Raw genomic sequence first — 21,143 nt, forward strand, 5'->3', positions numbered from 1 at the left:
ATTTCCGGAGTACGCCATGGCCACCGCCATTCCCCTGAACGCGGGCACCGACCCCACCTTGAAGCAGCGGCTCAAGCACGCCGAGCGGATCAACCGCTGGAAAGCACAAGCCTTGATCGCGCCATTGGTGTTGTTTCTGTTGCTGGTGTTTCTGGTGCCCATCGTGGCGCTGCTCTACAAAAGCGTCGGTAACCCGGAAGTGGTCGGCGGCATGCCGCGCACCGTGGCGGCTATCGCCAGTTGGGATGGCCGAGGCCTGCCCGCTGAACCGGTTTACAAGGCCGCAAGCGAAGACCTCGCTGAAGCCCGCAAGAATCAGACCCTGGGCGATTTGTCCAAGCGCTTGAACATGGAGTTGGCCGGCTACCGCAGCCTGCTGACCAAAACCGCACGTGCCTTACCGTTCGCCACCGAACCGGCCTCCTATAAAGAAGCGCTGGAAGGTCTCGACGAGCGCTGGGGCGACCCGGCCTACTGGCAAGCCGTGCGCCGCAACACCAGCAGCATCACGCCTTATTACTTGCTGGCGGCAGTCGATCACCGTATCGACGACCTCGGCGAAATCGCCCCGGCCACGCCCGATCAGGCAATCTACCTCGACATCTTTGCCCGGACGTTCTGGATGGGGCTGGTCATCACCGTGATCTGCCTGCTGCTGGCGTATCCGTTGGCCTACCTGTTGGCGAACCTGCCGTCACGGCAAAGCAACTTGCTGATGATTCTGGTGCTGCTGCCGTTCTGGACCTCGATCCTGGTGCGGGTCGCCGCGTGGATCGTGTTGCTGCAATCGGGTGGCTTGATCAACAGCGGCCTCATGGCGATGGGCATCATCGATAAACCGCTGGAGCTGGTGTTCAACCGCACCGGGGTTTACATCTCCATGGTGCACATCCTGCTGCCGTTCATGATTCTGCCGATCTACAGCGTGATGAAAGGCATCTCGCCGACTTACATGCGGGCCGCGATTTCCCTCGGCTGCCACCCGTTCGCCAGTTTCTGGCGGGTGTACTTCCCGCAGACCTATGCCGGTGTCGGCGCCGGTTGCCTGTTGGTGTTCATCCTCGCCATCGGCTACTACATCACCCCGGCCTTGCTGGGCAGCCCGAACGATCAGATGGTCAGTTACTTCGTCGCCTTCTACACCAACACCAGCATCAACTGGGGCATGGCGACCGCACTCGGTGGGCTGCTGCTGTTGGCGACCGTGGTGCTTTATCTGATTTACAGCTGGCTGGTGGGCGCCAGTCGCCTGCGCCTGAGCTAAGGGGAGAACGAAATGCTGAGTCCTTATATGTCGCCCATTGAGCGGGTGTGGTTCTACAGTTTGCGCATTCTCTGCGGGCTGGTTCTGTTGTTCCTGATCCTGCCGGTGCTGGTGATCATTCCGCTGTCGTTCAACTCCGGGAGTTTTCTGGTGTACCCGTTGCAAGGCTTTTCGCTGCACTGGTACCAGGATTTTTTCGCTTCGGCCGAGTGGATGCGTTCGCTGAAGAACAGCATCATCGTTGCTCCGGCGGCGACGGTGTTGGCGATGATCTTCGGTACGCTGGCGGCCATCGGCCTGACGCGGGGCGACTTCCCCTGCAAGCCGCTGGTGATGGCGCTGGTGATTTCGCCGATGGTGGTACCGGTAGTGATCATTGGTGTGGCCAGTTACCTGACCTTTGCCCCGCTGGGATTTGGCAACAGCTATATCTCGCTGATCGTCGTGCACGCCGTATTGGGCGTGCCGTTTGTGATCATCACGGTGTCGGCGACGTTGCAGGGGTTCAATCAGAATCTGGTGCGTGCTGCTGCGAGCCTGGGTGCTTCGCCGCTGACGGCGTTCCGTCGAGTGACCTTGCCGCTGATTGCTCCTGGCGTGATTTCCGGTGCGCTGTTTGCCTTCGCCACTTCGTTCGATGAAGTGGTGGTGACGCTGTTCCTCGCCGGTCCTGAACAAGCGACCCTGCCACGGCAGATGTTCAGCGGCATCCGCGAAAACCTCAGCCCGACCATCGCGGCGGCTGCAACGCTGTTGATTGCCTTCTCGGTGATCCTGCTGCTGACCCTCGAGTGGCTGCGCGGCCGTAGCGAAAAACTGCGCACTTCACAGGTCTGACCCGATCCCTGTAGGAGCTGTCGAGTGAAACGAGGCTGCGATCTTTTGATCTTGATTTCCTTAAGATCACAAGATCGCAGCCTCGTTTCACTCGACAGCTCCTACAGGGGTTTTGTGTGGTATTCGAGATGTTTGGTCATTCACGGCCTGAATAGCAGACAAACTCCAATCCCCAGCTACTCTTGTGCCCAGCTCCCCTATCTATAAGAGGCTGCGCACATGAGTCTTTCCTCTTTCAAAATCGCTCACAAACTGATCACCGGCGCCGGTGCCATCGAGCAACTGGCGGCTGAACTGACACGCCTGGACATCGACAACCCGTTGATCGTCACCGACGCCGCACTGGTCAAGTCCGGCACGGTCGAGCTGGCGCTGGCGCAGCTGGGCAATAGAGCCTACGAAATTTTCGACCGTGTGCTGCCAGACCCGGAAATCGCCATCGTCGAAGACTGCATGCGGGTCTACCGCGAAGGCGGGCACGACGGACTGATCGGCCTGGGCGGCGGCAGTGCCATCGACATCGCTAAAAGTGTCGCGGCCTACGCCGGTTATCACGGGGCGCTGGAGGATCTGTTCGGCATCGATCAGGTGCCGCGCAAAGGCCCGCCGCTGATCGCCATTCCGACCACCGCGGGCACCGGCTCGGAAGTCACTAACGTGGCGATCCTCTCCGACAAGGTCGCGCAGCTGAAGAAAGGCATCGTCAGCGACTATCTATTACCGGACGTGGCGCTGGTCAGCCCGCAAATGACCCTGACCTGTCCACGCAGTGTCACTGCCGCCAGTGGCGTCGATGCACTGGTGCACGCCATCGAATCCTATCTGTCATTGAACGCCTCACCGATTACCGACGCGCTGGCCATCGGCGCCATCAAGCTCATCGCCAAGGCGCTGCCCAAGGCTTACGCCAATCCGTCCAATCTCCAGGCCCGCGAAGACATGGCTACCGCCAGCCTGATGGCCGGCATGGCGTTTGGTAATGCCGGGGTCGGCGCGGTGCACGCGCTGGCGTATCCGCTGGGCGGCCGTTTCAACATTGCCCATGGCGTCAGCAACGCCTTGCTGCTGCCGTATGTCATGACCTGGAACAAAATGGCCTGCGTGGAGCGCATGCAAGATATCGCCGAGGCCATGGGGGTGAAGACCGCTCATCTGAGCGCCAATGACGCGGCGGACAAGGCCGTAGAGGCGATGACCGAGTTGTGCGCTGCGGTGGAAATCCCGCCGGGCCTGCGCAGCTTCGGCGTTCCCGAAGACGCCATCCCGGCCATGGCCGTGGAAGCGGCGGGAATTGAGCGCCTGATGCGCAACAATCCGCGCAAATTGAGTGCGGTTGATATCGAGAAGATCTACCGAGCGGCTTACTAGGGCCTGCCATCCATTATTTTCTGTGCCGCGCCGGGTCTGCTGTTGCGCAGGGCAAGGCGCGAGGAGCGTGGTTTGGTCATTCCAAATAAGCACCGAGCAACGCAGCCCTGCGCAACAGCAGGCCCGGCCCTTCGGGTTGTGTCTGAAAGCGGGCCAGGCTGCGTTGCAGTCCTTGGCAAGGGAACAACCATTACCGGCGGACTGCGCCTTGCCTGGCCCGCTTTCAGACGACAACGCGACACAGAAAATAATGGATGGCAGGCCCAATCATCGCGGCCACGGTGCGCGGGTCAAAGCATGAGGTATACAATGCGCGCCATCGTGATTCTGCTCAAAAAAGGTGCGTCATGCAGCCCTTCGTAATTGCTCCGTCGATTCTCTCCGCCGACTTCGCCCGCCTGGGTGAAGAAGTGGACAACGTCCTGGCCGCTGGCGCCGACTTCGTGCACTTCGACGTCATGGACAACCACTACGTGCCGAACCTGACCATCGGCCCGATGGTGTGTGCCGCACTGCGCAAGTACGGCGTGACCGCGCCGATCGACGCGCACCTGATGGTCAGCCCGGTGGACCGCATCGTCGGTGACTTCATCGAAGCCGGCGCGACCTACATCACTTTTCACCCGGAAGCCTCGCAGCACGTCGACCGCTCCCTGCAACTGATCCGCGAAGGTGGCTGCAAGTCGGGCCTGGTGTTCAACCCGGCGACCCCGCTGGACGTGCTCAAGTACGTGATGGACAAGGTCGACATGATCCTGCTGATGAGCGTCAACCCGGGCTTCGGCGGGCAGAAGTTCATCCCCGGCACCCTCGACAAGCTGCGTGAAGCGAGGGCACTGATCGATGCTTCCGGCCGTGACATCCGCCTGGAAATCGACGGCGGCGTGAACGTGAATAACATTCGTGAAATCGCCGCTGCTGGCGCTGACACCTTCGTCGCCGGCTCGGCGATCTTCAATGCGCCGAACTACCAAGAGGTGATTGAAAAGATGCGCTCCGAACTGGCGCTGGCCCGTCCATGAGTGGCTTTGAGCAGCTGTTCCCGGGGTCTCTGCCGCGGCTGGTGATGTTCGATCTGGATGGCACTCTGGTCGATTCGGTCCCCGACCTCGCAGCGGCTGTGGATAACATGCTGCTCAAACTCGGGCGTCAACCTGCCGGCATCGAATCGGTGCGTGAGTGGGTGGGCAATGGCGTGCACACGCTGGTACGCCGGGCCTTGGCCAACCACATCGACGCCGAGGGTGTCGATGAGGTCGAGGCCGAGCATGCCCTGGAGCTGTTCAACGGCTTTTACGAGGACGGTCACGAGCTGACGGTGGTTTACCCCGGCGTGCGCGACACCCTGAAATGGCTGCACAAGCAGGGTGTCGAGATGGCGCTGATCACCAACAAGCCGGAGCGCTTCGTCGCGCCGCTGCTGGATCAGATGAAAATCGGTCGTTACTTCCGCTTGATCATCGGCGGCGACACCCTGCCTCAGAAAAAGCCGGACCCGGCAGCGCTGTTTTTCGTGATGAAAATGACCAACATCCCGGCGTCGCAATCCTTGTTCGTCGGCGATTCGCGTAGCGACGTGCTGGCGGCGAAAGCGGCGGGGGTCAAATGCGTGGCGCTCAGTTATGGCTATAACCACGGCCGGCCGATTGCCGAAGAGTCGCCGGCGCTGGTGATCGACGATCTGCGCAAGTTAATTCCCGGTTGCCTGGATCCGGCCGCTGAGATAACGTTGCCCGACGCTGTTCAACCCCCTTCTGGAAACCCCATCGTGGTGGTCACTCGCAAACTCTGGATGAAAGTCATCAAGGCCCTGGCCCGCTGGCGTTGGCGCGCCTGACTTGTTCCTGGCCGGCATACCGGCGCGTTTGCATACCTGACTGTTAGACCCTCAAGCCACGAGGCTACCCCATGATCCGCGAAGAATTCCTGCGTTTGGCCGCTGCCGGCTACAACCGCATCCCGCTTGCCTGCGAAACCCTGGCCGACTTCGACACGCCGCTGTCGATCTACCTGAAACTGGCCGACGAGCCCAACTCCTACCTGCTGGAATCGGTGCAGGGCGGGGAGAAGTGGGGCCGTTACTCGATCATCGGCCTGCCGTGCCGCACCGTGCTGCGGGTTCACGACCATCACGTCAGCGTGACCCACGACGGCGTCGAGATCGAAAGTCATGAGGCTGAAGATCCGCTGGCCTTCGTCGAAGCGTTCAAGGCCCGTTACAACGTGCCGACCATCCCTGGCCTGCCGCGTTTCAACGGCGGCCTGGTGGGTTACTTCGGTTACGACTGCGTGCGCTATGTGGAGAAGCGTCTGGGCAAGTGCCCGAACCCGGATCCGTTGGGCGTGCCGGACATTCTGCTGATGGTTTCTGACGCGGTAGTGGTATTCGACAACCTCGCCGGCAAGATGCACGCGATTGTCCTGGCCGATCCCTCGCAAGACGATGCTTTCGAACAAGGTCAGGCGCGTCTGGAAGAGCTGCTGGAAAAACTCCGTCAGCCGATTACCCCGCGCCGTGGCTTGGATTTCAGCAAGCAACAGTCTGCTGATCCGGTGTTTCGTTCGAGCTTCACCCAGGACGATTACGAAAAAGCCGTCGATACCATCAAGGAATACATCCTGGCCGGCGACTGCATGCAGGTCGTGCCGTCCCAGCGTATGTCGATCGACTTCAAGGCCGCGCCGATTGATCTGTACCGGGCGCTGCGTTGCTTCAACCCGACGCCTTATATGTACTTCTTCAACTTCGGCGACTTCCACGTCGTCGGCAGTTCGCCGGAAGTGCTGGTACGGGTCGAAGACAACCTGATCACCGTGCGGCCGATCGCCGGCACCCGTCCTCGAGGCGCTAACGAAGAGGCCGACCTGGCGCTGGAAAAAGACCTGCTGTCCGACGACAAGGAAATTGCCGAGCACTTGATGCTGATCGACCTGGGCCGTAACGACACCGGTCGGGTCTCGGAAATCGGTTCGGTGAAACTCACTGAAAAAATGGTGATCGAGCGCTATTCCAACGTGATGCACATCGTTTCCAACGTCACCGGTCAATTGAAGGCCGGGCTGACGGCGATGGACGCACTGCGGGCCATTCTGCCGGCGGGCACCTTGTCTGGCGCACCGAAGATTCGCGCGATGGAAATCATCGACGAACTGGAACCGGTCAAGCGTGGTGTCTACGGCGGCGCGGTCGGCTACTTCGCCTGGAACGGCAACATGGACACCGCGATCGCGATCCGCACCGCGGTGATCAAGAACGGCGAACTGCACGTGCAGGCCGGTGGCGGCATCGTTGCCGACTCGGTACCGGCGCTGGAATGGGAAGAAACCCTGAACAAGCGCCGCGCGATGTTCCGCGCCGTAGCCCTGGCTGAACAAACCCCGGCAAGCTGAGTTCACGCAAAACCTGTGGGAGCGGGCTTGCTCGCGAAAGCGGAGTGTCATTCACCTCAAATGTTGAATGAAATGCCGCCTTCGCGAGTAAGCCCGCTCCCACAGGTCTAGTCGGTTATCAGAAATCCAGACTGACCCCCACATTGATGCCTTGCTGGGTAAAGTCATCATCCTTGCGGAACGTGTATCCGCCACGCAGCGCCAGATCGGCCGTCAACTTGTGGCTGACCCCCAGGCTCACGCGATTCAAGTGGCTTTGCGGTGTATAGCCGTCCAGTTTGAAGTCCAGGGACGGCAGGCTGTTGAGCGCGATGTTTACTTTCTGAGTGTCATCCTCGTATTCACGCTCATACGCGTATTCGCCGAACACTTGAGTCTGCGTGGTGATCTGATACTTACCCTGCAGACCGGCGCCCAAACGTTTTGAATCGCGAGTCTGATCATCAAAGGTCAGCGCCGTGGAACGAGTGCTGTTTTCCGAGTAGCCGTCGACTTCCACTTTTGCGTAATCGGCGCTGATGAACGGCGACAGGTGCCACTCGCTGCCCGGTTGCGCAATGTCGTAGCCAACCCGTGTGCTGAAGGCCCAGAGATCGCCATCGGTATCGCCTTTCTCCGCACCTTCGCTGGCACCCAGGTCGAATTTGCGTTTGAGGTTGTCGTAATCCAGCTTGCCGCCGGTCAACGCGGCATCGGCCCACCAGCGATTCTGCTGGAACTGGGCGAAGGCGGTGGCCAGGTAGCTGTTGAGTTTGTAGTCCGAATCGTTATTGCCTGCTTCCAGGTTCTGACGATAGAAACCCGCCGCCACACCGACGCGCCAGGCGTCATTGAGCCGATAGCTGCCGCCGATGTTCAGGTTGTAACCGTCGCCGTCGCCGTCGGCGCTGGCGCCGCTGCTTTGGCTATCGACATCCAGATGCTGGCCGCCACCGGCGACAATCGCGCGCCATTGGCCGACCGCTTGCCAGTTCTCCCAGTCCGATTGCCATTGGCTGCGCAGCTCATCCTGGTGCGCACGCAAAGTAGCGTGGGCCATTTCCGGCAACAACGTCAGCTCCCACGGCGCAGCCAGTAGGGAGTAGGCGTAGTCGGAAATCAGTTTCTGCCCGGCTTCGGTCGGATGAACCCCATCGTTATAAATCAGCTTGCTGGGGTCCGGGGTGGCACTGTTGATGCCATACGTAGGGTTTTCGGTGCAGCTGTTGCCGCTGAAGCAAGTCGCCGTCAGGTTCTGGCCTGTAGCAAAACCGAATCGAGCCGGATCGGCGAAGGTTTCCTGCAACAGCAACGGAATGTTCAACGGGATGATTTCGGCATCGATCCCCGCGAGACGGGTGACCAGTTGCCGGTTGAAGGCAGAGCTCAGTAGTGAGGTGGGTGTCTGCTGGGGCGTGCCATTGATGGCGGGCGTCAAACCCAGGTCGGGCAGCAGCCATACGACGATGTACCGGGCGCCGGCGGTCTGCAAAACCTGGACGCTGTTGGCCAGTCGATCCGCAGCGGTATTCGCCTGAGCGCCACTTTGTACACGTCCCTGAAGAAAATCGTTACCACCCCCGGAAATGTAATACAGCGCATTCGGATCGGCGCTGAAGTTGTTTGTCGGCAGATAGCCCGAGCGTGTGCGTTCACCCGTGGCGGATACGCTGGTGATCGAGGTGAGGATCTGGTCGGTGCGATATCCGCCAACGGCCCAGTTATTACCGTCCGGCAGGCCCTGGTTCGCACGCGCCGCCGAGGTTGAAGCGGCCGTCTGGTCCGGTGAAAGCCCGAGCCTTCCACCCAGCAGTTGGGTCGAGTTGGCGGAGTAGGCTTCGCCGCTTCCGTCCAGGTAAACCGGTCCGGTGCGGTTGGTGAAGCGCAGGGTCGAGCCGGGAGGGCCGCCCGTGTCGGTAAACTGCCCGGCATCGTTGAGGCTATCGCCGAAGACGATGAAATTCGAATAGGGGTTGGGCGCCGCGATCGCCTGGGTGCAGGCAATAGCGAGCAAGCACCCGGCAAGCGGTACAGCCAGCGTCTGTCTGATCATGAGCAAGTCCGTTTGTTATTGTTGTAGTGAGCAAAACGACAGTGCCAAAAACTATAGAGCCTGTTGCCGTTCGGCGCGAACCCGTCAATTGTTTCAAGAGCTTCCATCGCCCCATATTGCACGCTCTGCCCAGCTAAGTTACTGTGCCGAGACGTATAAATGAGACCTTCCCCGTGTTGATCGTCAGCAAACTTCTGGATCAAGTCATCAAGGCACACGCCCGTTGGCGTTGGCGCGCCTGAATCCTTCTGCCGGCCCGGCCGGATCTTTACCGCTTTGCCTTCTTTACCCATAAGACAAACCGCTTTGCAGCGCGACTCCAGCGACTGACAAAGCGCAGGACGCTGCGGGTAAATCATTCGAAGGCTGTATTCAAAGTCAGTAAATTCAAGAGGTTCATAACGCCATGTTGCTGATGATCGATAACTACGACTCTTTTACTTACAACGTTGTGCAATACCTTGGTGAGCTCGGCTCCCAGGTCAAAGTCGTGCGCAACGATGAGCTCACCATTGCCGAAATCGAAGCCCTCAACCCGGAGCGGATCGTCGTTTCGCCCGGCCCTTGCACGCCGAACGAAGCCGGCGTGTCGATTGATGTGATCAAACATTTTGGCGGTAAATTGCCGATTCTGGGCGTCTGCCTGGGTCATCAGTCCATCGGCCAGGCCTTTGGCGGCGATGTGGTGCGCGCCCGTCAGGTCATGCACGGCAAAACCAGCCCGGTGTTCCACGAGGACAAGGGCGTTTTCGAAGGCCTGAACCATCCGCTGACGGTCACCCGCTATCATTCACTGATCGTCAAACGTGAAACCCTGCCCGATTGCCTGGAGCTGACCGCCTGGACTCAGCTTGAAGACGGCTCGGTCGACGAGATCATGGGCCTGCGCCACAAGACACTGAACATCGAGGGCGTCCAGTTTCACCCTGAGTCGATCCTCACCGAACAGGGCCACGAGCTGTTCGCTAATTTCCTCAAACAAACCGGCGGCACGCGCTAAGGACTTTTCATGAATATCAAGACAGCCCTGAGCCGTATCGTCGAACAGCTCGACCTCAGCACCGATGAGATGCGCGATGTCATGCGCGAAATCATGACCGGTCAATGCACGGATGCGCAGATCGGCGCGTTCATGATGGCCATGCGCATGAAGAGTGAAAGCATCGACGAAATCGTCGGCGCCGTGTCGGTCATGCGCGAGCTGGCGGACAAGGTCGAGCTCAAGACTCTCGACGGCGTCGTCGATGTGGTCGGCACCGGTGGCGATGGCGCGAACATTTTTAACGTCTCGACCGCTTCCTCGTTCGTGGTGGCGGCGGCCGGTTGCACGGTGGCCAAGCACGGTAACCGTGCGGTCTCGGGCAAAAGCGGCAGCGCCGATTTGCTGGAGGCGGCGGGTATCTACCTGAACCTGACGCCGGTTCAGGTCGCACGCTGCATCGACAACGTCGGCATCGGTTTCATGTTCGCCCAGACCCATCACAGCGCCATGAAGCACGCCGCCGGCCCGCGCCGGGAGCTGGGCTTGCGCACGCTGTTCAACATGCTCGGCCCGCTTACGAATCCGGCCGGCGTGAAGCATCAGGTGGTGGGCGTGTTCAATCAGGCGTTGTGCCGGCCGCTGGCCGAAGTCTTGCAGCGTATGGGCAGCAAGCACGTGCTGGTGGTTCACTCGAAGGATGGCCTGGACGAGTTCAGTCTGGCGGCGCCAACCTTCGTGGCGGAATTGAAGGATGACCAGATCACCGAGTATTGGGTCGAGCCAGAAGACCTGGGCATGAAAAGCCAGAGCCTGCACGGTCTGGCAGTGGATAGCCCGGCGGCCTCGCTGGAGCTGATTCGCGATGCCCTGGGCAAGCGCAAGACCGAGAACGGTCAGAAAGCCGCGGAAATGATTATGCTCAATGCCGGTGCCGCGCTGTACGCCGCCGACCATGCCAGCAGTTTGAAAGAAGGCGCTGCCCTGGCGCACGATGCGCTGCACACAGGCCTCGCTCGGGAAAAACTGGAGGAGTTGGGTGCATTTACCGCGGTATTCAAAGTGGAGAATGAGGGATGAGTGTACCGACGGTTCTGGAAAACATTCTGGCCCGTAAAGTCCAGGAAGTCGCTGAGCGTAGCGCTCGCGTAAGCCTGGCGGAGCTGGAAAGTCTGGCCAAGGCGGCCGATGCACCCCGTGGTTTTGCCAAGGCATTGTTGGCTCAGGCCAAGCTTAAGCAGCCAGCGGTCATTGCAGAAATCAAGAAAGCTTCACCGAGCAAAGGCGTTATCCGCGAGAACTTCGTTCCCGCCGACATCGCCAAGAGTTACGAGAAGGGTGGCGCTACCTGCCTGTCGGTGCTCACCGATATCGATTACTTCCAGGGCGCCGATGCGTATCTGCAACAGGCGCGGGCGGCGTGCAAACTGCCGGTGATCCGCAAGGACTTCATGATCGATCCGTACCAGATCGTCGAAGCCCGAGCGTTGGGCGCCGACTGCGTGCTATTGATCGTCTCCGCACTGGATGACATGAAAATGGCCGAGCTGGCTGCCGTGGCCAAAAGTGTCGGCCTCGATGTGCTGGTGGAAGTTCACGATGGCGACGAGCTGGGGCGAGCCTTGAAAACCCTCGACACTCCGTTGGTCGGCGTAAACAACCGCAACCTGCACACCTTCGAAGTCAATCTGGAAACCACGCTCGATCTGTTGCCGCGTATCCCGCGTGATCGCTTGGTGATCACCGAAAGTGGCATTCTCAACCGGGCCGATGTCGAGCTGATGGAAATCAGCGATGTGTACGCGTTCCTGGTTGGCGAAGCGTTTATGCGCGCCGAAAGCCCGGGCACCGAACTGCAGCGTCTGTTCTTTCCTGAGCGTGGTATCGCGTTGAGCGGTTCTACACTCGACTGAGTACAAATAGACAAACCGCGGCGCTCCCTTCGCGAGCAAGCCCGCTCCCACATTAGTCCGCGTCCATTCAGACAACGCCGATCCAATGTGGGAGCGGGCTTGCTCGCGAAGACGGTATGAGATGCACAGCAGATTGAACGTCCTATGGATTACCTGATGACCTCACCTATCGCTCTGCCCGTCGAAGCCGGCCTGCTCGCCGAACAGGACCTGTTGGCCCATGTGTGCACCGGCGATTCGGAGTTTGGCCTGCTGTTCTGGCAACCTAACGACCGCGCATTGGTCATGCCGCGACGGTTGAATCGTCTGCCTGGGTTCGAGGCCGCGTGCGAAGTGTCGGCAGCGGCAGGATGGCCGGTGTTGTTGCGTGAGACCGGCGGTGAACCGGTGCCGCAATCGGCTTCAACGATCAACATCGCGCTGGTCTACGCGCCACCGCGTAGCGAGGGCGACCAGAACCGCATCGAAACCGGTTATCGCCGGCTTTGCGATCCGATTTGTCAGTTACTCGATGAACTGGGCGGCGTTTCGTCTTTGGGTGAAATAGAGGGGGCGTTCTGCGATGGACGTTTCAACGTCAACCTTGATGGTCGCAAGATGGTCGGCACGGCTCAACGCTGGCGCCAGAGCAAGGGCGGTACGCGTCCGGTAGGGTTGGTGCACGGTGCTTTGTTGCTCGATAACGAGCGTGAGTCGATGGTTGCGGCGGTTAACCGTTTCAATGAAGCCTGTGGCCTGGAGCAGCGAGTTCGCGCCGAGAGCCACATTGCTCTTCATGAAAAATATGCAGCACCTGATGCGTTGGGGCGACTCGACACGTTGTACCGCCAGTTGCTGGCAGATATGTTCAGGGTTTAGCGCGTACCGAAGACCACCATGGTCTTGCCTTTGACGTCCACCAGGTTGCGTTCTTCCAGGTCCTTGAGTACGCGACCGACCATCTCACGTGAACAACCGACAATCCGCCCGATTTCCTGACGGGTCACCTTGATCTGCATTCCGTCGGGATGGGTCATTGCATCTGGCTGCTTGCACAGTTCCAAGAGGCAGCGTGCGACGCGGCCGGTGACGTCGAAGAATGCAAGGTCACCTACTTTGCGGGTGGTGTTGCGCAGGCGCTGTGCGATTTGTCCGCTGAGCACGTAAAGAATGTCTGGATCCTGTTGGGACAGCTCGCGGAATTTCGCGTAGCTGATCTCGGCGACTTCGCATTCGATCTTGGCGCGCACCCAGGCGCTGCGTTCCTGTTCCAGGCCGGCCTGTTCGAACAGGCCCAACTCGCCGAAAAAGTCTCCGGAGTTCAGGTAGGCGATGATCATTTCGCGGCCGTCGTCATCCTCGATCAGGATGGTGACCGAACCTTTGATGATGAAGAACAGCGTGTCCGAGCGATCACCGGCACAAATGATGTTGCTTTTGGCCGCATAACGACGGCGCTGGCAGTGCATCAACAGCTTGTCGAGGTTCTTGATTTTGGGTGTTGGGGTAATAGCAACCATGGTTGTATCCCGAAAAGACTTCACGGTGTGTTTGGTTTTCTTATGAGTCGCTGAGGTTGCTACAAAGCTGGCTATGCGCCAGTGAATTGGCGCCAGCTTAACAGACACTTCCTGCAATATTCGAGAATTTACCTACAGCGCAGCGGCTTGCGTCGTAGGAAGGCGAGACGCCGTCAATCAAGGCCCCTGTGCTAAGCTGGCGACCCTTTTTTATACAGTGGAGTCTTGGCGATGAAGGCACGCATCCAATGGGCTGGCGAAGCCATGTTCCTCGGCGAATCCGGCAGCGGTCATGTCGTGGTCATGGACGGTCCGCCCGATGCCGGCGGTCGCAACCTGGGTGTCCGGCCGATGGAAATGCTCCTACTGGGTGTTGGCGGTTGCAGCAATTTCGACGTGGTCAGCATCCTCAAGAAGTCTCGTCAGGCCGTTGAAAGCTGCGAAGCCTTCCTCGAAGCCGAGCGCGCCACCGAAGATCCGAAGGTTTTCACCAAGATCCACATGCACTTCGTGGTCAAGGGCCGCGGCTTGAAAGAAGCCCAGGTCAAACGCGCCATCGAGCTGTCTGCCGAGAAGTATTGCTCGGCGTCGATCATGCTGGGCGCGGCTGGCGTGGTCATTACCCATGACTACGAGATCATCGAACTCGGTTGAATCGACATTCAACTATCATAAAGGCAGTGCAGACTGTGGCGATCTAAAGCTCGCGTCTGCACCCGTACAGATAACTAAAATCGCCATCGCGAAGAGGTATTGATCCGTCCTGCGCAGGTGCGTCGTTCGCATCTGACGGGCATGCTTGATCACGCGGCCGGTCCGCAATACACAGAGAGCGTCTAACGGTGAAAAGCAAACTCAAGCTCCACGGGTTCAATAACCTGACAAAGACCTTGAGCTTCAACATCTATGACATCTGCTACGCGGAAACCCCGCAAGACCAGCAGGCTTACGTCGAGTACATCAATAAAGAGTACAACGCGAAGCGCCTGACGCAGATCCTCACAGAAGTTGTCGATATCATTGGCGCCAACATCCTGAACATTGCCAGTCAGGACTATGAACCCCAGGGCGCCAGTGTCACGATTCTGATCTCCGAAGAGCCGGTGACCCCGACCGACAGTCAGATCGAAGAGTCCCCGGGCCCGCTGCCTGAAATTATCCTGGCCCACCTCGACAAGAGCCACATTACGGTGCACACCTACCCGGAAATCCATCCGGACGATGGCATCGCGACATTCCGTGTGGACATTGATGTGTCGACCTGTGGCGTCATTTCACCGCTCAAGGCGCTCAACTTCCTGATTCACCAGTTCGATTCGGACATCGTGACCGTGGATTATCGTGTGCGCGGCTTCACCCGTGACGTAGAAGGCAAAAAGCACTTCATCGACCACGAGATCAACTCGATTCAGAACTACCTTTCCGAAGACACCCGCGACGCGTACCAGATGACCGACGTGAACGTGTACCAGGAAAACCTGTTCCACACCAAAATGCTGCTGAAGAACTTCGAACTGGATAACTACCTGTTCGGCGACGCTACCAGCAACCTGTCTTCTGAGCAGCGTGCCCAGGTGACCGAGCGTGTTAAACACGAAATGCTGGAAATCTTCTACGCGCGCAACATGCCGAGCTAAGATTTTCGAGCACAAAAAAGGCGACTCCCTCACGGCAGTCGCCTTTTTTATTGCGAGTATCCCTTGTAGGAGCAAGGCTTGCCCGCGATTGCGTCCTTGAGATCGCCATCGCGGGTAAGCCTTGCTCCTACGAAAGCCCCTGAGGTCAGATCCGGTAAGTACTCTTGGTCATGACCTTGGCCATCAGGCTCATGCCGAACTTCACCGGTGCCGGGAAGCGCAAACCTCCAGCCTCCAGCGCGCTTTCGGCGTGGTGTTCTTCATCAATGCGCATCTGCTCGAGGATCGCCCGGGACTTTTCGTCCTCGGCCGGCAGTTGCTCAAGGTGTTCGTTCAGGTGTTTGCAGACCTGATGCTCGGTGGCAGCAACGAAACCCAAGCTGACTTTATCGCTGATCAACCCTGCTACCGCGCCGATCCCGAACGACATGCCATAGAACAGCGGATTGAGAATGCTGGTGTGGCTGCCTAACTGTTTTATGCGTTGTTCGCACCAGACCAGGTGGTCGATTTCTTCTTCGGCGGCATGTTCCATGGCTGCGCGCACTTGCGGCAGCTTGGCGGTCAGGGCCTGACCCTGATACAGCGCCTGGGCACAGACTTCGCCGGTATGGTTGATGCGCATCAGGCCGGCGACGTGCCGGGTGTCTTCGTCGCTCATTTGCGCATCCGGCTGCACGATAGCGGGCGAAGGACGGTACGGCTGGCCACTGAAGGGCAGCAAGGTACGCATCGCGGCATCGGCTTGCAGCAGAAGACGGTCAATCGGCGAGTAGTGACGTTGGGTAGTCATGCTGACCTCCGGGAAGAATCTCGGCGGCCAGTTTAACCCAATCGGCCGGGGAAGGTTTGCGGTGGGTCATTGTGATGCAGGCTTCTCCTGTAGGAGCACAGCTTGCTGGCGATGGCGATCTCAATGACGCCATCGCCAGCAAGCTGTGCTCCTACAAGGGCGGGTAATGAATCAGCCCGGAGGCCAATGCATTTGGCGCTGACCCAATACATGCATATGAATGTGATAGACGGTCTGCCCACCCAGTGGATTGCAATTCATGACCACGCGGAAGCCCTCTTCGCAACCCAGCTCCAGGGCCAGACGCTGGGCGGTGAACAGAAGATGCCCCGCCAATGCCTTGTCGTCCTCGGTCAGGTCGTTAAGCGTGCGCACCGCTTTTTTCGGGATCACCAGAAAATGCACCGGTGCCTGTGGGGCGATGTCGTGGAAGGCCAGTACCTGGTCGTCCTCGTAAATGATCTTGGCCGGGATTTCCCGGTTGATGATCTTGGTGAACAGAGTATCCACAGCTGTTTTCTCCGTTGTTTGGGCTGGCCTGAGTGTAACCATGGGTTATGCCCTAGCCCAGCCTTTTACCTTGAGGGTGCGATCAGCGCGGGCAGTAAGCCTTGTTGACCATGCCGGCGATTGTCCGGGTCAGCCAGCGCGAGCCGAGCCGCGGCAGGAAGGCGCGCCAGCGGTTGCATCGACCCGGAATAATGATGGCGCGATTTTTCTCCAGCGCCCGCACGGTATAGAGCGCGACTTCCTCGGGGCTCATCAGCATTTTGCTGTCGATCAGTTTGCCGGCGTCCAATTGCGCGGTGCGGAAAAACGCCGTACGGGTAGGGCCGGGGCAGAGCACCGAGACCTTGACCGCGCATTTTTTCAGTTCGACGCGCAACCCTTCGGAAAAGTGCAGCACATAAGCCTTGCTGGCGTAATAAGTACTCATCCACGGGCCCGGATGGAAAGCCGCCACCGAGGCGACATTCAAAATTTGCCCGCCGCCCTGCAGCGCCATACTGTTGCCGATCGCGTGACACAGGCGAGTGAGCGCGAGGATGTTCACTTCGATCAGGTCCTGCTCGGTCATCCAGTCCTGAGCCAGGAAAGGGCCGCAAGTGCCGATGCCGGCGCAGTTGACCAGCAAATCGATCTGTCGGTCACCTTCCTCCAGCTCCAGCAGAAAACCGGACAGCCGTAGCGGCTCGCCGAGGTCACAGGCTCGGAACAACACTTCCACGCCAAAACGTTGAGTCAGTTCAATCGCAATACTTTCCAGCTGATCACGCTGACGGGCCACCAGAATCAGGCTGCGTCCGCGCCGGGCCAGCGCTTCGGCCATCGCCAGGCCGATGCCGCTGGAAGCGCCAGTGATCAGAGCGTAACGGGTCATGCATTTCTCCATCGCAACAGCTCCGCGCCGGCGACGCAGGTGTCACGGACGGGGAGCGCTGTTCATTCTTTCGCAGAGTCTACAGGGGGCTGGGCTACTTCGGCTGCATCGTCGGCTGAATTTGGCGCTGGCTCTGCTTCTACGGCGGTTTGATCTTCGATCTCTTCGGTGGTCACGGAGTCACTTTCATAGCTGCTCTGGGTGGCGCTTTCGTATTCGCTCTGGAGGGTAGTAAGGCCACCGGTCAGTCCGCCGATGAACAGGATCGCGATAAACACCAGCCACAGTGAAGACAGGACCTTGACCGCGGTGCTGTTGGGCGGTGGTGGCGCACCGTATCGATTGGCGGTGTTATTTCCCGGAGCAATCATCATCACGAACGGAAAGATGCTGCCCACGAACGGCACGAGGGTAAGCAGCCAGAGCCAGCCAGACCAGCCAATATCATGCAGGCGCTGGACACTGAACTGAATGCTGACGAACGCGAGCGCCACGAAGAGAATAAAGGCCAGCAAGCCACCGAGAATCAGGCCAGCGGTCGAGTCCGTACTGATGAGGGCCAAGCCGAAAACAGCAAGCACAGCGCCAACGCTAAGGGTCACCAGCGTCAGCGACATCGTCCAGGCCAGATAACGCAAGCGACCGATCCGACCCTCGAAGCTGAACGGCTTGAGTGTGGAAAACGCAGGCAAGGCTTCCCCAACGGTAGCCTGGGGTGGTGCGTAAGGGGATTCGGGATCTGCCGCGACGGCAGGGGCGTGTTCATGAACGTCAGACAGGTTCAGCTCGATCGAGGGTTCGGATTCGATCCGGGCATCGATACCGGTTTTGGTCAGCGCCTGGAGATAAGTCTGCGCATCGACCTGCGACAGGTCGCGTTTGAGCGCAACCGGCTTGCCACTGAACAGCCGCTCGATGGCAGCCACATCGCTTTTGAACAACTCGGCGAGATTGAGCTTGGCGGTGGTGACAGCAACACCTGGCAGCAGAGCGCCGTCGAACAGGATCTTGAAACGGTTTTCGCTCATTGCGAGGCATCCTTGTCGCGAATGTTTTAGGGAGTATTGCGGGTTGAGTGTAAAGCCAGCCGGAATGGACTGGCCCAGTTTTCCTGTCAGCGTGGCCAGCGCTTGGGCAGCGCTGCCGCTAGCTCCAGCGCTTTGCGGTACTCGGCATCAAGGCGAGCGACCAATTGATCGACACTCGGCAGGTCATCGATCTCGCCGACACCCTGGCCCGCGGACCAGACGGTTTTCCAGGCTTTGGCTTCATCGTTAATGGGCTTGAGTTTGGAGCCGAAGTCTACCTGGCCCTTGCCTTGCAGCGCTGCCATGTCGAAACCCGCAGCCTCAAGGCTCTGACGCATAAAGCTCGCCGGTACTCCCGACACCGCTGGAGTATGGACGATGTCCGCGGCTCTGGAAGTCAGCAGCATCTCTTTATAGGCGTCAGGCGCATGACTTTCGGTGGTGCCGATAAATCGCGTTCCGAAGTAGGCCAGATCCGCACCGAGCAGTTGTGCCGCGAGAATCTCGTGGCCGTGGTTCAGGCAACCGGCCAGCAGCAGGGTCTTGTCGAAGAATTGGCGGATCTCGGCAATCAGCGAGAACGGGCTCCAGGTTCCGGCGTGTCCACCGGCGCCCGCTGCCACGGCGATCAAACCGTCGACCCCGGCCTCGGCGGCTTTCTCTGCGTGGCGACGAGTCGTCACGTCATGGAACACCAGACCGCCATAGCTGTGCACTGCATCGACCAGTTCTTTCACAGCTCCGAGGCTGGTGATCACAATCGGCACTTTGTGCTCGATGCAGATCGCCAGGTCCGCTTGCAGTCGCGGGTTGCTGTTGTGGACGATCAGGTTCACCGCATAAGGCGCCGGATTCTCCAGTGTCGCCAACCCTGCTTCGATCTCTTCCAGCCAGGCCTTGAAGCCGCTGCTCTCGCGCTGGTTCAGCGCAGGAAAGCTGCCCACCACGCCATTACGGCAGCAGGCGAGCACCAGTTGTGGGTTGGAGATCAGGAACATTGGCGCTGCCACCACAGGCAGACGCAGGCGTTGTTCGAGCAGAGCGGGCAGCGACATTGGAAGTACCCCGGTGAGTTGTGCTTATTGGCGTTAGAACGGCCGAACGACGACCAGAATTACAATGGCCAGCAATATCAGAACCGGCACTTCATTGAACCAGCGATAAAAGACATGACTGCGGGTGTTCTCGCCACGGGCAAAGCGTTTCACCTGGGCGCCACACATGTGGTGGTAGCCGATCAGGATCACCACAAGGGTCAACTTGGCGTGAATCCACGCACCTTGACTGAATATGCTTGGGTTCAGGCCGATCAGTGCGATGCCGAAAATCAAGGTGGCGATCATCGCCGGCCCCATGATGCCGCGGTACAGCTTGCGCTCCATGATGCTGAAGCGTTCTTTGCTGACGGTGTCTTCGCTCTGGGCGTGATAAACGAACAGGCGCGGCAGGTAGAACAGGCCGGCAAACCAGCAGACCATGCTGACGATGTGAAGCGCTTTGAGCCACAGATAAAGCATTTTTAGTTATTCCCAGGTTCACGGTAGCGAAGATAGTAGAGGGTAGAGCGCCCGCACGTCACCTTGACGGTTGTCGCAGAGCCGCGCGGCCCCTATTATCGACGGCTTTCCAGTGGGTTCGTTGAGGGCAGGTTTATGGTCAAGGTCGGTATCGTCGGCGGCACGGGTTACACCGGTGTCGAACTGCTGCGTCTGTTGGCGCAGCACCCGCAAGCTGAAGTGGTCGTCATCACTTCCCGATCCGAGGCCGGTCTGGCCGTGGCTGATATGTATCCGAACCTGCGCGGTCATTACGACGGTCTGGCGTTCAGCGTTCCGGACATCAAAACGCTGGGCGCTTGCGACGTGGTGTTCTTCGCCACGCCCCACGGTGTTGCCCATGCGCTGGCTGGCGAACTGTTGGCGGCCGGGACCAAAGTCATCGACCTGTCGGCGGACTTCCGTCTGCAAGACGCTGATGAGTGGGCCAAGTGGTACGGTCAGCCGCACGGCGCGCCGGAGCTGCTGGAAGAGGCGGTTTACGGTTTGCCGGAAGTCAATCGCGAGCAAATCAAGCAGGCTCGCCTGATCGCTGTGCCGGGTTGCTACCCGACTGCTACGCAATTGGGTTTCCTGCCATTGCTTGAAGCCGGCCTGGCCGACACCACCCGTTTGATCGCCGACTGCAAATCCGGTGTCAGTGGTGCCGGTCGTGGCGCGTCTGTAGGTTCGCTGTACTCCGAGACGTCGGAAAGCATGAAGGCTTACGCCGTAAAAGGTCACCGTCACCTGCCGGAAATCCGCCAGGGCCTGCGTCGCGCAGCGGGCAAGGACGTCGGTCTGACTTTCGTTCCGCACCTGACGCCAATGATTCGAGGCATCCACTCGACGCTCTACGCGACGGTCGTGGATCGCTCGGTGGATCTGCAGGCGCTGTTTGAAAAGCGTTATGCCAACGAACCGTTCGTCGATGTCATGCCCGCTGGCAGCCATCCGGAAACCCGCAGCGTGCGCGGTGCCAACGTTTGCCGCATTGCGGTGCATCGTCCACAGGATGGTGACCTGGTGGTGGTGTTGTCGGTGATCGACAACCTGGTCAAAGGCGCGTCGGGGCAGGCGGTGCAGAACATGAACATCCTGTTCGGGCTGGATGAGCGCCTGGGCTTGTCTCACGCTGGCATGTTGCCGTAAGGCTTTAGCCCGCTCAGCAAAAAGGCCCGTCTGACGGCAATGCTGTTCACTTAAGCGGAGCAGCCTTGCGGTTAACCGGATACCGGGTTTTAGACATCTTCACCGCCCTAGGCCTCGCAGGCCTGGGGCGTTTTACTATGAAGAGCACACCAATGCTGCCGCGAAGCTCGTCCAGGCGTCTTGGCGTGTGTGAGGGCGAGACCGCTCCGGCCATGACCACTAGATGGCTGGCGATGTGCTGACAGGCAAACTTGAAACTCACCTCGCTGGGAGCCCGCTTATGAGCTACAGCCGCCTGACTGGCTTCTCGACGCACTACGTTATAAGCCAGTAAC

22 protein-coding genes and 1 pseudogene are annotated in these 21,143 nt (G+C 59.3%); 13 read left to right on the forward strand and 10 right to left on the reverse strand.

Features of this window, described 5'->3' with window-relative positions; translation table 11 throughout:
* Window positions 1-16: 16 nt before the first annotated feature.
* The 6 genes from CUN63_RS15685 to trpE all read left to right on the forward strand — a co-directional run bounded on the left by CUN63_RS15685 (window position 17) and on the right by trpE (window position 6,859).
* Window positions 17-1,264: an ABC transporter permease gene (locus tag CUN63_RS15685; RefSeq protein ID WP_129440718.1), complete on the forward strand. Its 1,248-nt coding sequence runs from the start codon at window positions 17-19 to the stop codon at window positions 1,262-1,264.
* Between the two features lie 12 nt (window positions 1,265-1,276).
* Window positions 1,277-2,101, forward strand: a complete 825-nt coding sequence (locus CUN63_RS15690) for an ABC transporter permease (protein ID WP_129440720.1) — start codon at window positions 1,277-1,279, stop codon at window positions 2,099-2,101.
* Between the two features lie 219 nt (window positions 2,102-2,320).
* Complete coding sequence (locus CUN63_RS15695; protein ID WP_129440722.1) at window positions 2,321-3,469, forward strand: iron-containing alcohol dehydrogenase; 1,149 nt, start codon at window positions 2,321-2,323, stop codon at window positions 3,467-3,469.
* A 347-nt stretch (window positions 3,470-3,816) separates the two neighbouring features.
* Window positions 3,817-4,491 carry a ribulose-phosphate 3-epimerase gene (gene rpe / locus CUN63_RS15700; RefSeq protein ID WP_008027088.1) on the forward strand — a complete coding sequence of 225 codons (675 nt, stop codon included), beginning with the start codon at window positions 3,817-3,819 and terminating at the stop codon, window positions 4,489-4,491.
* A complete protein-coding gene (locus CUN63_RS15705) occupies window positions 4,488-5,306 on the forward strand; it encodes a phosphoglycolate phosphatase (RefSeq protein WP_129440724.1) in 819 nt (272 codons plus the stop codon). The genes rpe and CUN63_RS15705 overlap by 4 nt, the downstream gene beginning before the upstream one ends.
* 71 nt (window positions 5,307-5,377) lie before the next feature.
* Complete coding sequence (trpE, locus tag CUN63_RS15710) at window positions 5,378-6,859, forward strand: anthranilate synthase component I (RefSeq protein WP_129440726.1); 1,482 nt, start codon at window positions 5,378-5,380, stop codon at window positions 6,857-6,859.
* Window positions 6,860-6,977: 118 nt separating this feature from the next.
* On the opposite strand, the gene estP is transcribed toward trpE, so the two are convergent.
* Together estP and CUN63_RS31700 are read right to left on the reverse strand one after the other, a co-directional pair.
* Window positions 6,978-8,891, reverse strand: a complete 1,914-nt coding sequence (gene estP, locus CUN63_RS15720; RefSeq protein WP_129440728.1) for an esterase EstP — start codon at window positions 8,889-8,891, stop codon at window positions 6,978-6,980.
* Window positions 8,888-9,184: a hypothetical protein gene (locus tag CUN63_RS31700; RefSeq protein ID WP_165353211.1), complete on the reverse strand. Its 297-nt coding sequence runs from the start codon at window positions 9,182-9,184 to the stop codon at window positions 8,888-8,890. The genes estP and CUN63_RS31700 overlap by 4 nt, the downstream gene beginning before the upstream one ends.
* 113 nt (window positions 9,185-9,297) lie before the next feature.
* On the opposite strand from CUN63_RS31700, the gene CUN63_RS15725 reads away from it, so the two are divergent.
* From CUN63_RS15725 to CUN63_RS15740, 4 genes are all read left to right on the forward strand, one after another.
* Entirely contained in the window at window positions 9,298-9,891 is a 594-nt protein-coding gene (locus CUN63_RS15725) for an aminodeoxychorismate/anthranilate synthase component II (protein WP_033056198.1), read from the forward strand.
* 9 nt (window positions 9,892-9,900) lie between these two features.
* Window positions 9,901-10,950: an anthranilate phosphoribosyltransferase gene (gene trpD / locus CUN63_RS15730; RefSeq protein ID WP_129440730.1), complete on the forward strand. Its 1,050-nt coding sequence runs from the start codon at window positions 9,901-9,903 to the stop codon at window positions 10,948-10,950.
* Window positions 10,947-11,783 (forward strand): indole-3-glycerol phosphate synthase TrpC, encoded by an 837-nt coding sequence (gene trpC / locus CUN63_RS15735; RefSeq protein ID WP_129440732.1) that lies wholly within the window; start codon window positions 10,947-10,949, stop codon window positions 11,781-11,783. Before trpD ends, trpC begins: the two co-directional genes overlap by 4 nt.
* A gap of 156 nt (window positions 11,784-11,939) precedes the next feature.
* The gene (locus CUN63_RS15740; RefSeq protein WP_129440734.1) at window positions 11,940-12,641 is read left to right on the forward strand and encodes a lipoate--protein ligase family protein; all 702 of its coding nucleotides are present in this window, start codon (window positions 11,940-11,942) and stop codon (window positions 12,639-12,641) included.
* On the opposite strand, the gene crp is transcribed toward CUN63_RS15740, so the two are convergent.
* Window positions 12,638-13,282, reverse strand: a complete 645-nt coding sequence (gene crp / locus CUN63_RS15745) for a cAMP-activated global transcriptional regulator CRP (protein ID WP_008147233.1) — start codon at window positions 13,280-13,282, stop codon at window positions 12,638-12,640. The genes CUN63_RS15740 and crp overlap by 4 nt on opposite strands.
* A 231-nt stretch (window positions 13,283-13,513) precedes the next feature.
* Between crp and CUN63_RS15750 the strand changes: the two genes are divergently transcribed.
* Both CUN63_RS15750 and speD read left to right on the forward strand, forming a co-directional pair.
* Complete coding sequence (locus CUN63_RS15750; protein ID WP_030130026.1) at window positions 13,514-13,936, forward strand: OsmC family protein; 423 nt, start codon at window positions 13,514-13,516, stop codon at window positions 13,934-13,936.
* A 188-nt stretch (window positions 13,937-14,124) separates the two neighbouring features.
* Window positions 14,125-14,919 (forward strand): adenosylmethionine decarboxylase, encoded by a 795-nt coding sequence (gene speD, locus CUN63_RS15755; RefSeq protein ID WP_129440736.1) that lies wholly within the window; start codon window positions 14,125-14,127, stop codon window positions 14,917-14,919.
* A gap of 145 nt (window positions 14,920-15,064) precedes the next feature.
* Here speD and coq7 read toward each other — a convergent pair whose 3' ends face one another.
* The 6 genes from coq7 to hemJ all read right to left on the reverse strand — a co-directional run bounded on the left by coq7 (window position 15,065) and on the right by hemJ (window position 19,638).
* Window positions 15,065-15,712 (reverse strand): 2-polyprenyl-3-methyl-6-methoxy-1,4-benzoquinone monooxygenase, encoded by a 648-nt coding sequence (coq7, locus tag CUN63_RS15760; RefSeq protein WP_129440738.1) that lies wholly within the window; start codon window positions 15,710-15,712, stop codon window positions 15,065-15,067.
* A gap of 171 nt (window positions 15,713-15,883) precedes the next feature.
* Window positions 15,884-16,222 (reverse strand): histidine triad nucleotide-binding protein, encoded by a 339-nt coding sequence (locus tag CUN63_RS15765; protein WP_129440740.1) that lies wholly within the window; start codon window positions 16,220-16,222, stop codon window positions 15,884-15,886.
* Window positions 16,223-16,304: 82 nt separating this feature from the next.
* Window positions 16,305-17,093, reverse strand: coding sequence for an SDR family oxidoreductase (locus CUN63_RS15770; RefSeq protein ID WP_129440742.1), 789 nt, complete (start codon window positions 17,091-17,093; stop codon window positions 16,305-16,307).
* Between the two features lie 62 nt (window positions 17,094-17,155).
* Window positions 17,156-18,121, reverse strand: coding sequence for a DUF805 domain-containing protein (locus CUN63_RS15775; RefSeq protein WP_129440744.1), 966 nt, complete (start codon window positions 18,119-18,121; stop codon window positions 17,156-17,158).
* An 86-nt stretch (window positions 18,122-18,207) separates the two neighbouring features.
* Window positions 18,208-19,176, reverse strand: coding sequence for a nitronate monooxygenase family protein (locus CUN63_RS15780; RefSeq protein ID WP_129440746.1), 969 nt, complete (start codon window positions 19,174-19,176; stop codon window positions 18,208-18,210).
* 33 nt (window positions 19,177-19,209) lie between these two features.
* The gene (hemJ, locus tag CUN63_RS15785; protein ID WP_046045400.1) at window positions 19,210-19,638 is read right to left on the reverse strand and encodes a protoporphyrinogen oxidase HemJ; all 429 of its coding nucleotides are present in this window, start codon (window positions 19,636-19,638) and stop codon (window positions 19,210-19,212) included.
* A gap of 135 nt (window positions 19,639-19,773) precedes the next feature.
* On the opposite strand from hemJ, the gene argC reads away from it, so the two are divergent.
* Complete coding sequence (gene argC, locus CUN63_RS15790) at window positions 19,774-20,808, forward strand: N-acetyl-gamma-glutamyl-phosphate reductase (protein ID WP_008147251.1); 1,035 nt, start codon at window positions 19,774-19,776, stop codon at window positions 20,806-20,808.
* 46 nt (window positions 20,809-20,854) lie between these two features.
* Here argC and CUN63_RS15795 read toward each other — a convergent pair.
* Window positions 20,855-21,143: pseudogene (locus CUN63_RS15795) on the reverse strand (IS4 family transposase); the annotation flags it as partial.

It is taken from the genome of Pseudomonas sp. ACM7, assembly GCF_004136015.1.
Taxonomy (GTDB): Bacteria; Pseudomonadota; Gammaproteobacteria; order Pseudomonadales; family Pseudomonadaceae; genus Aquipseudomonas; species Aquipseudomonas frigoris.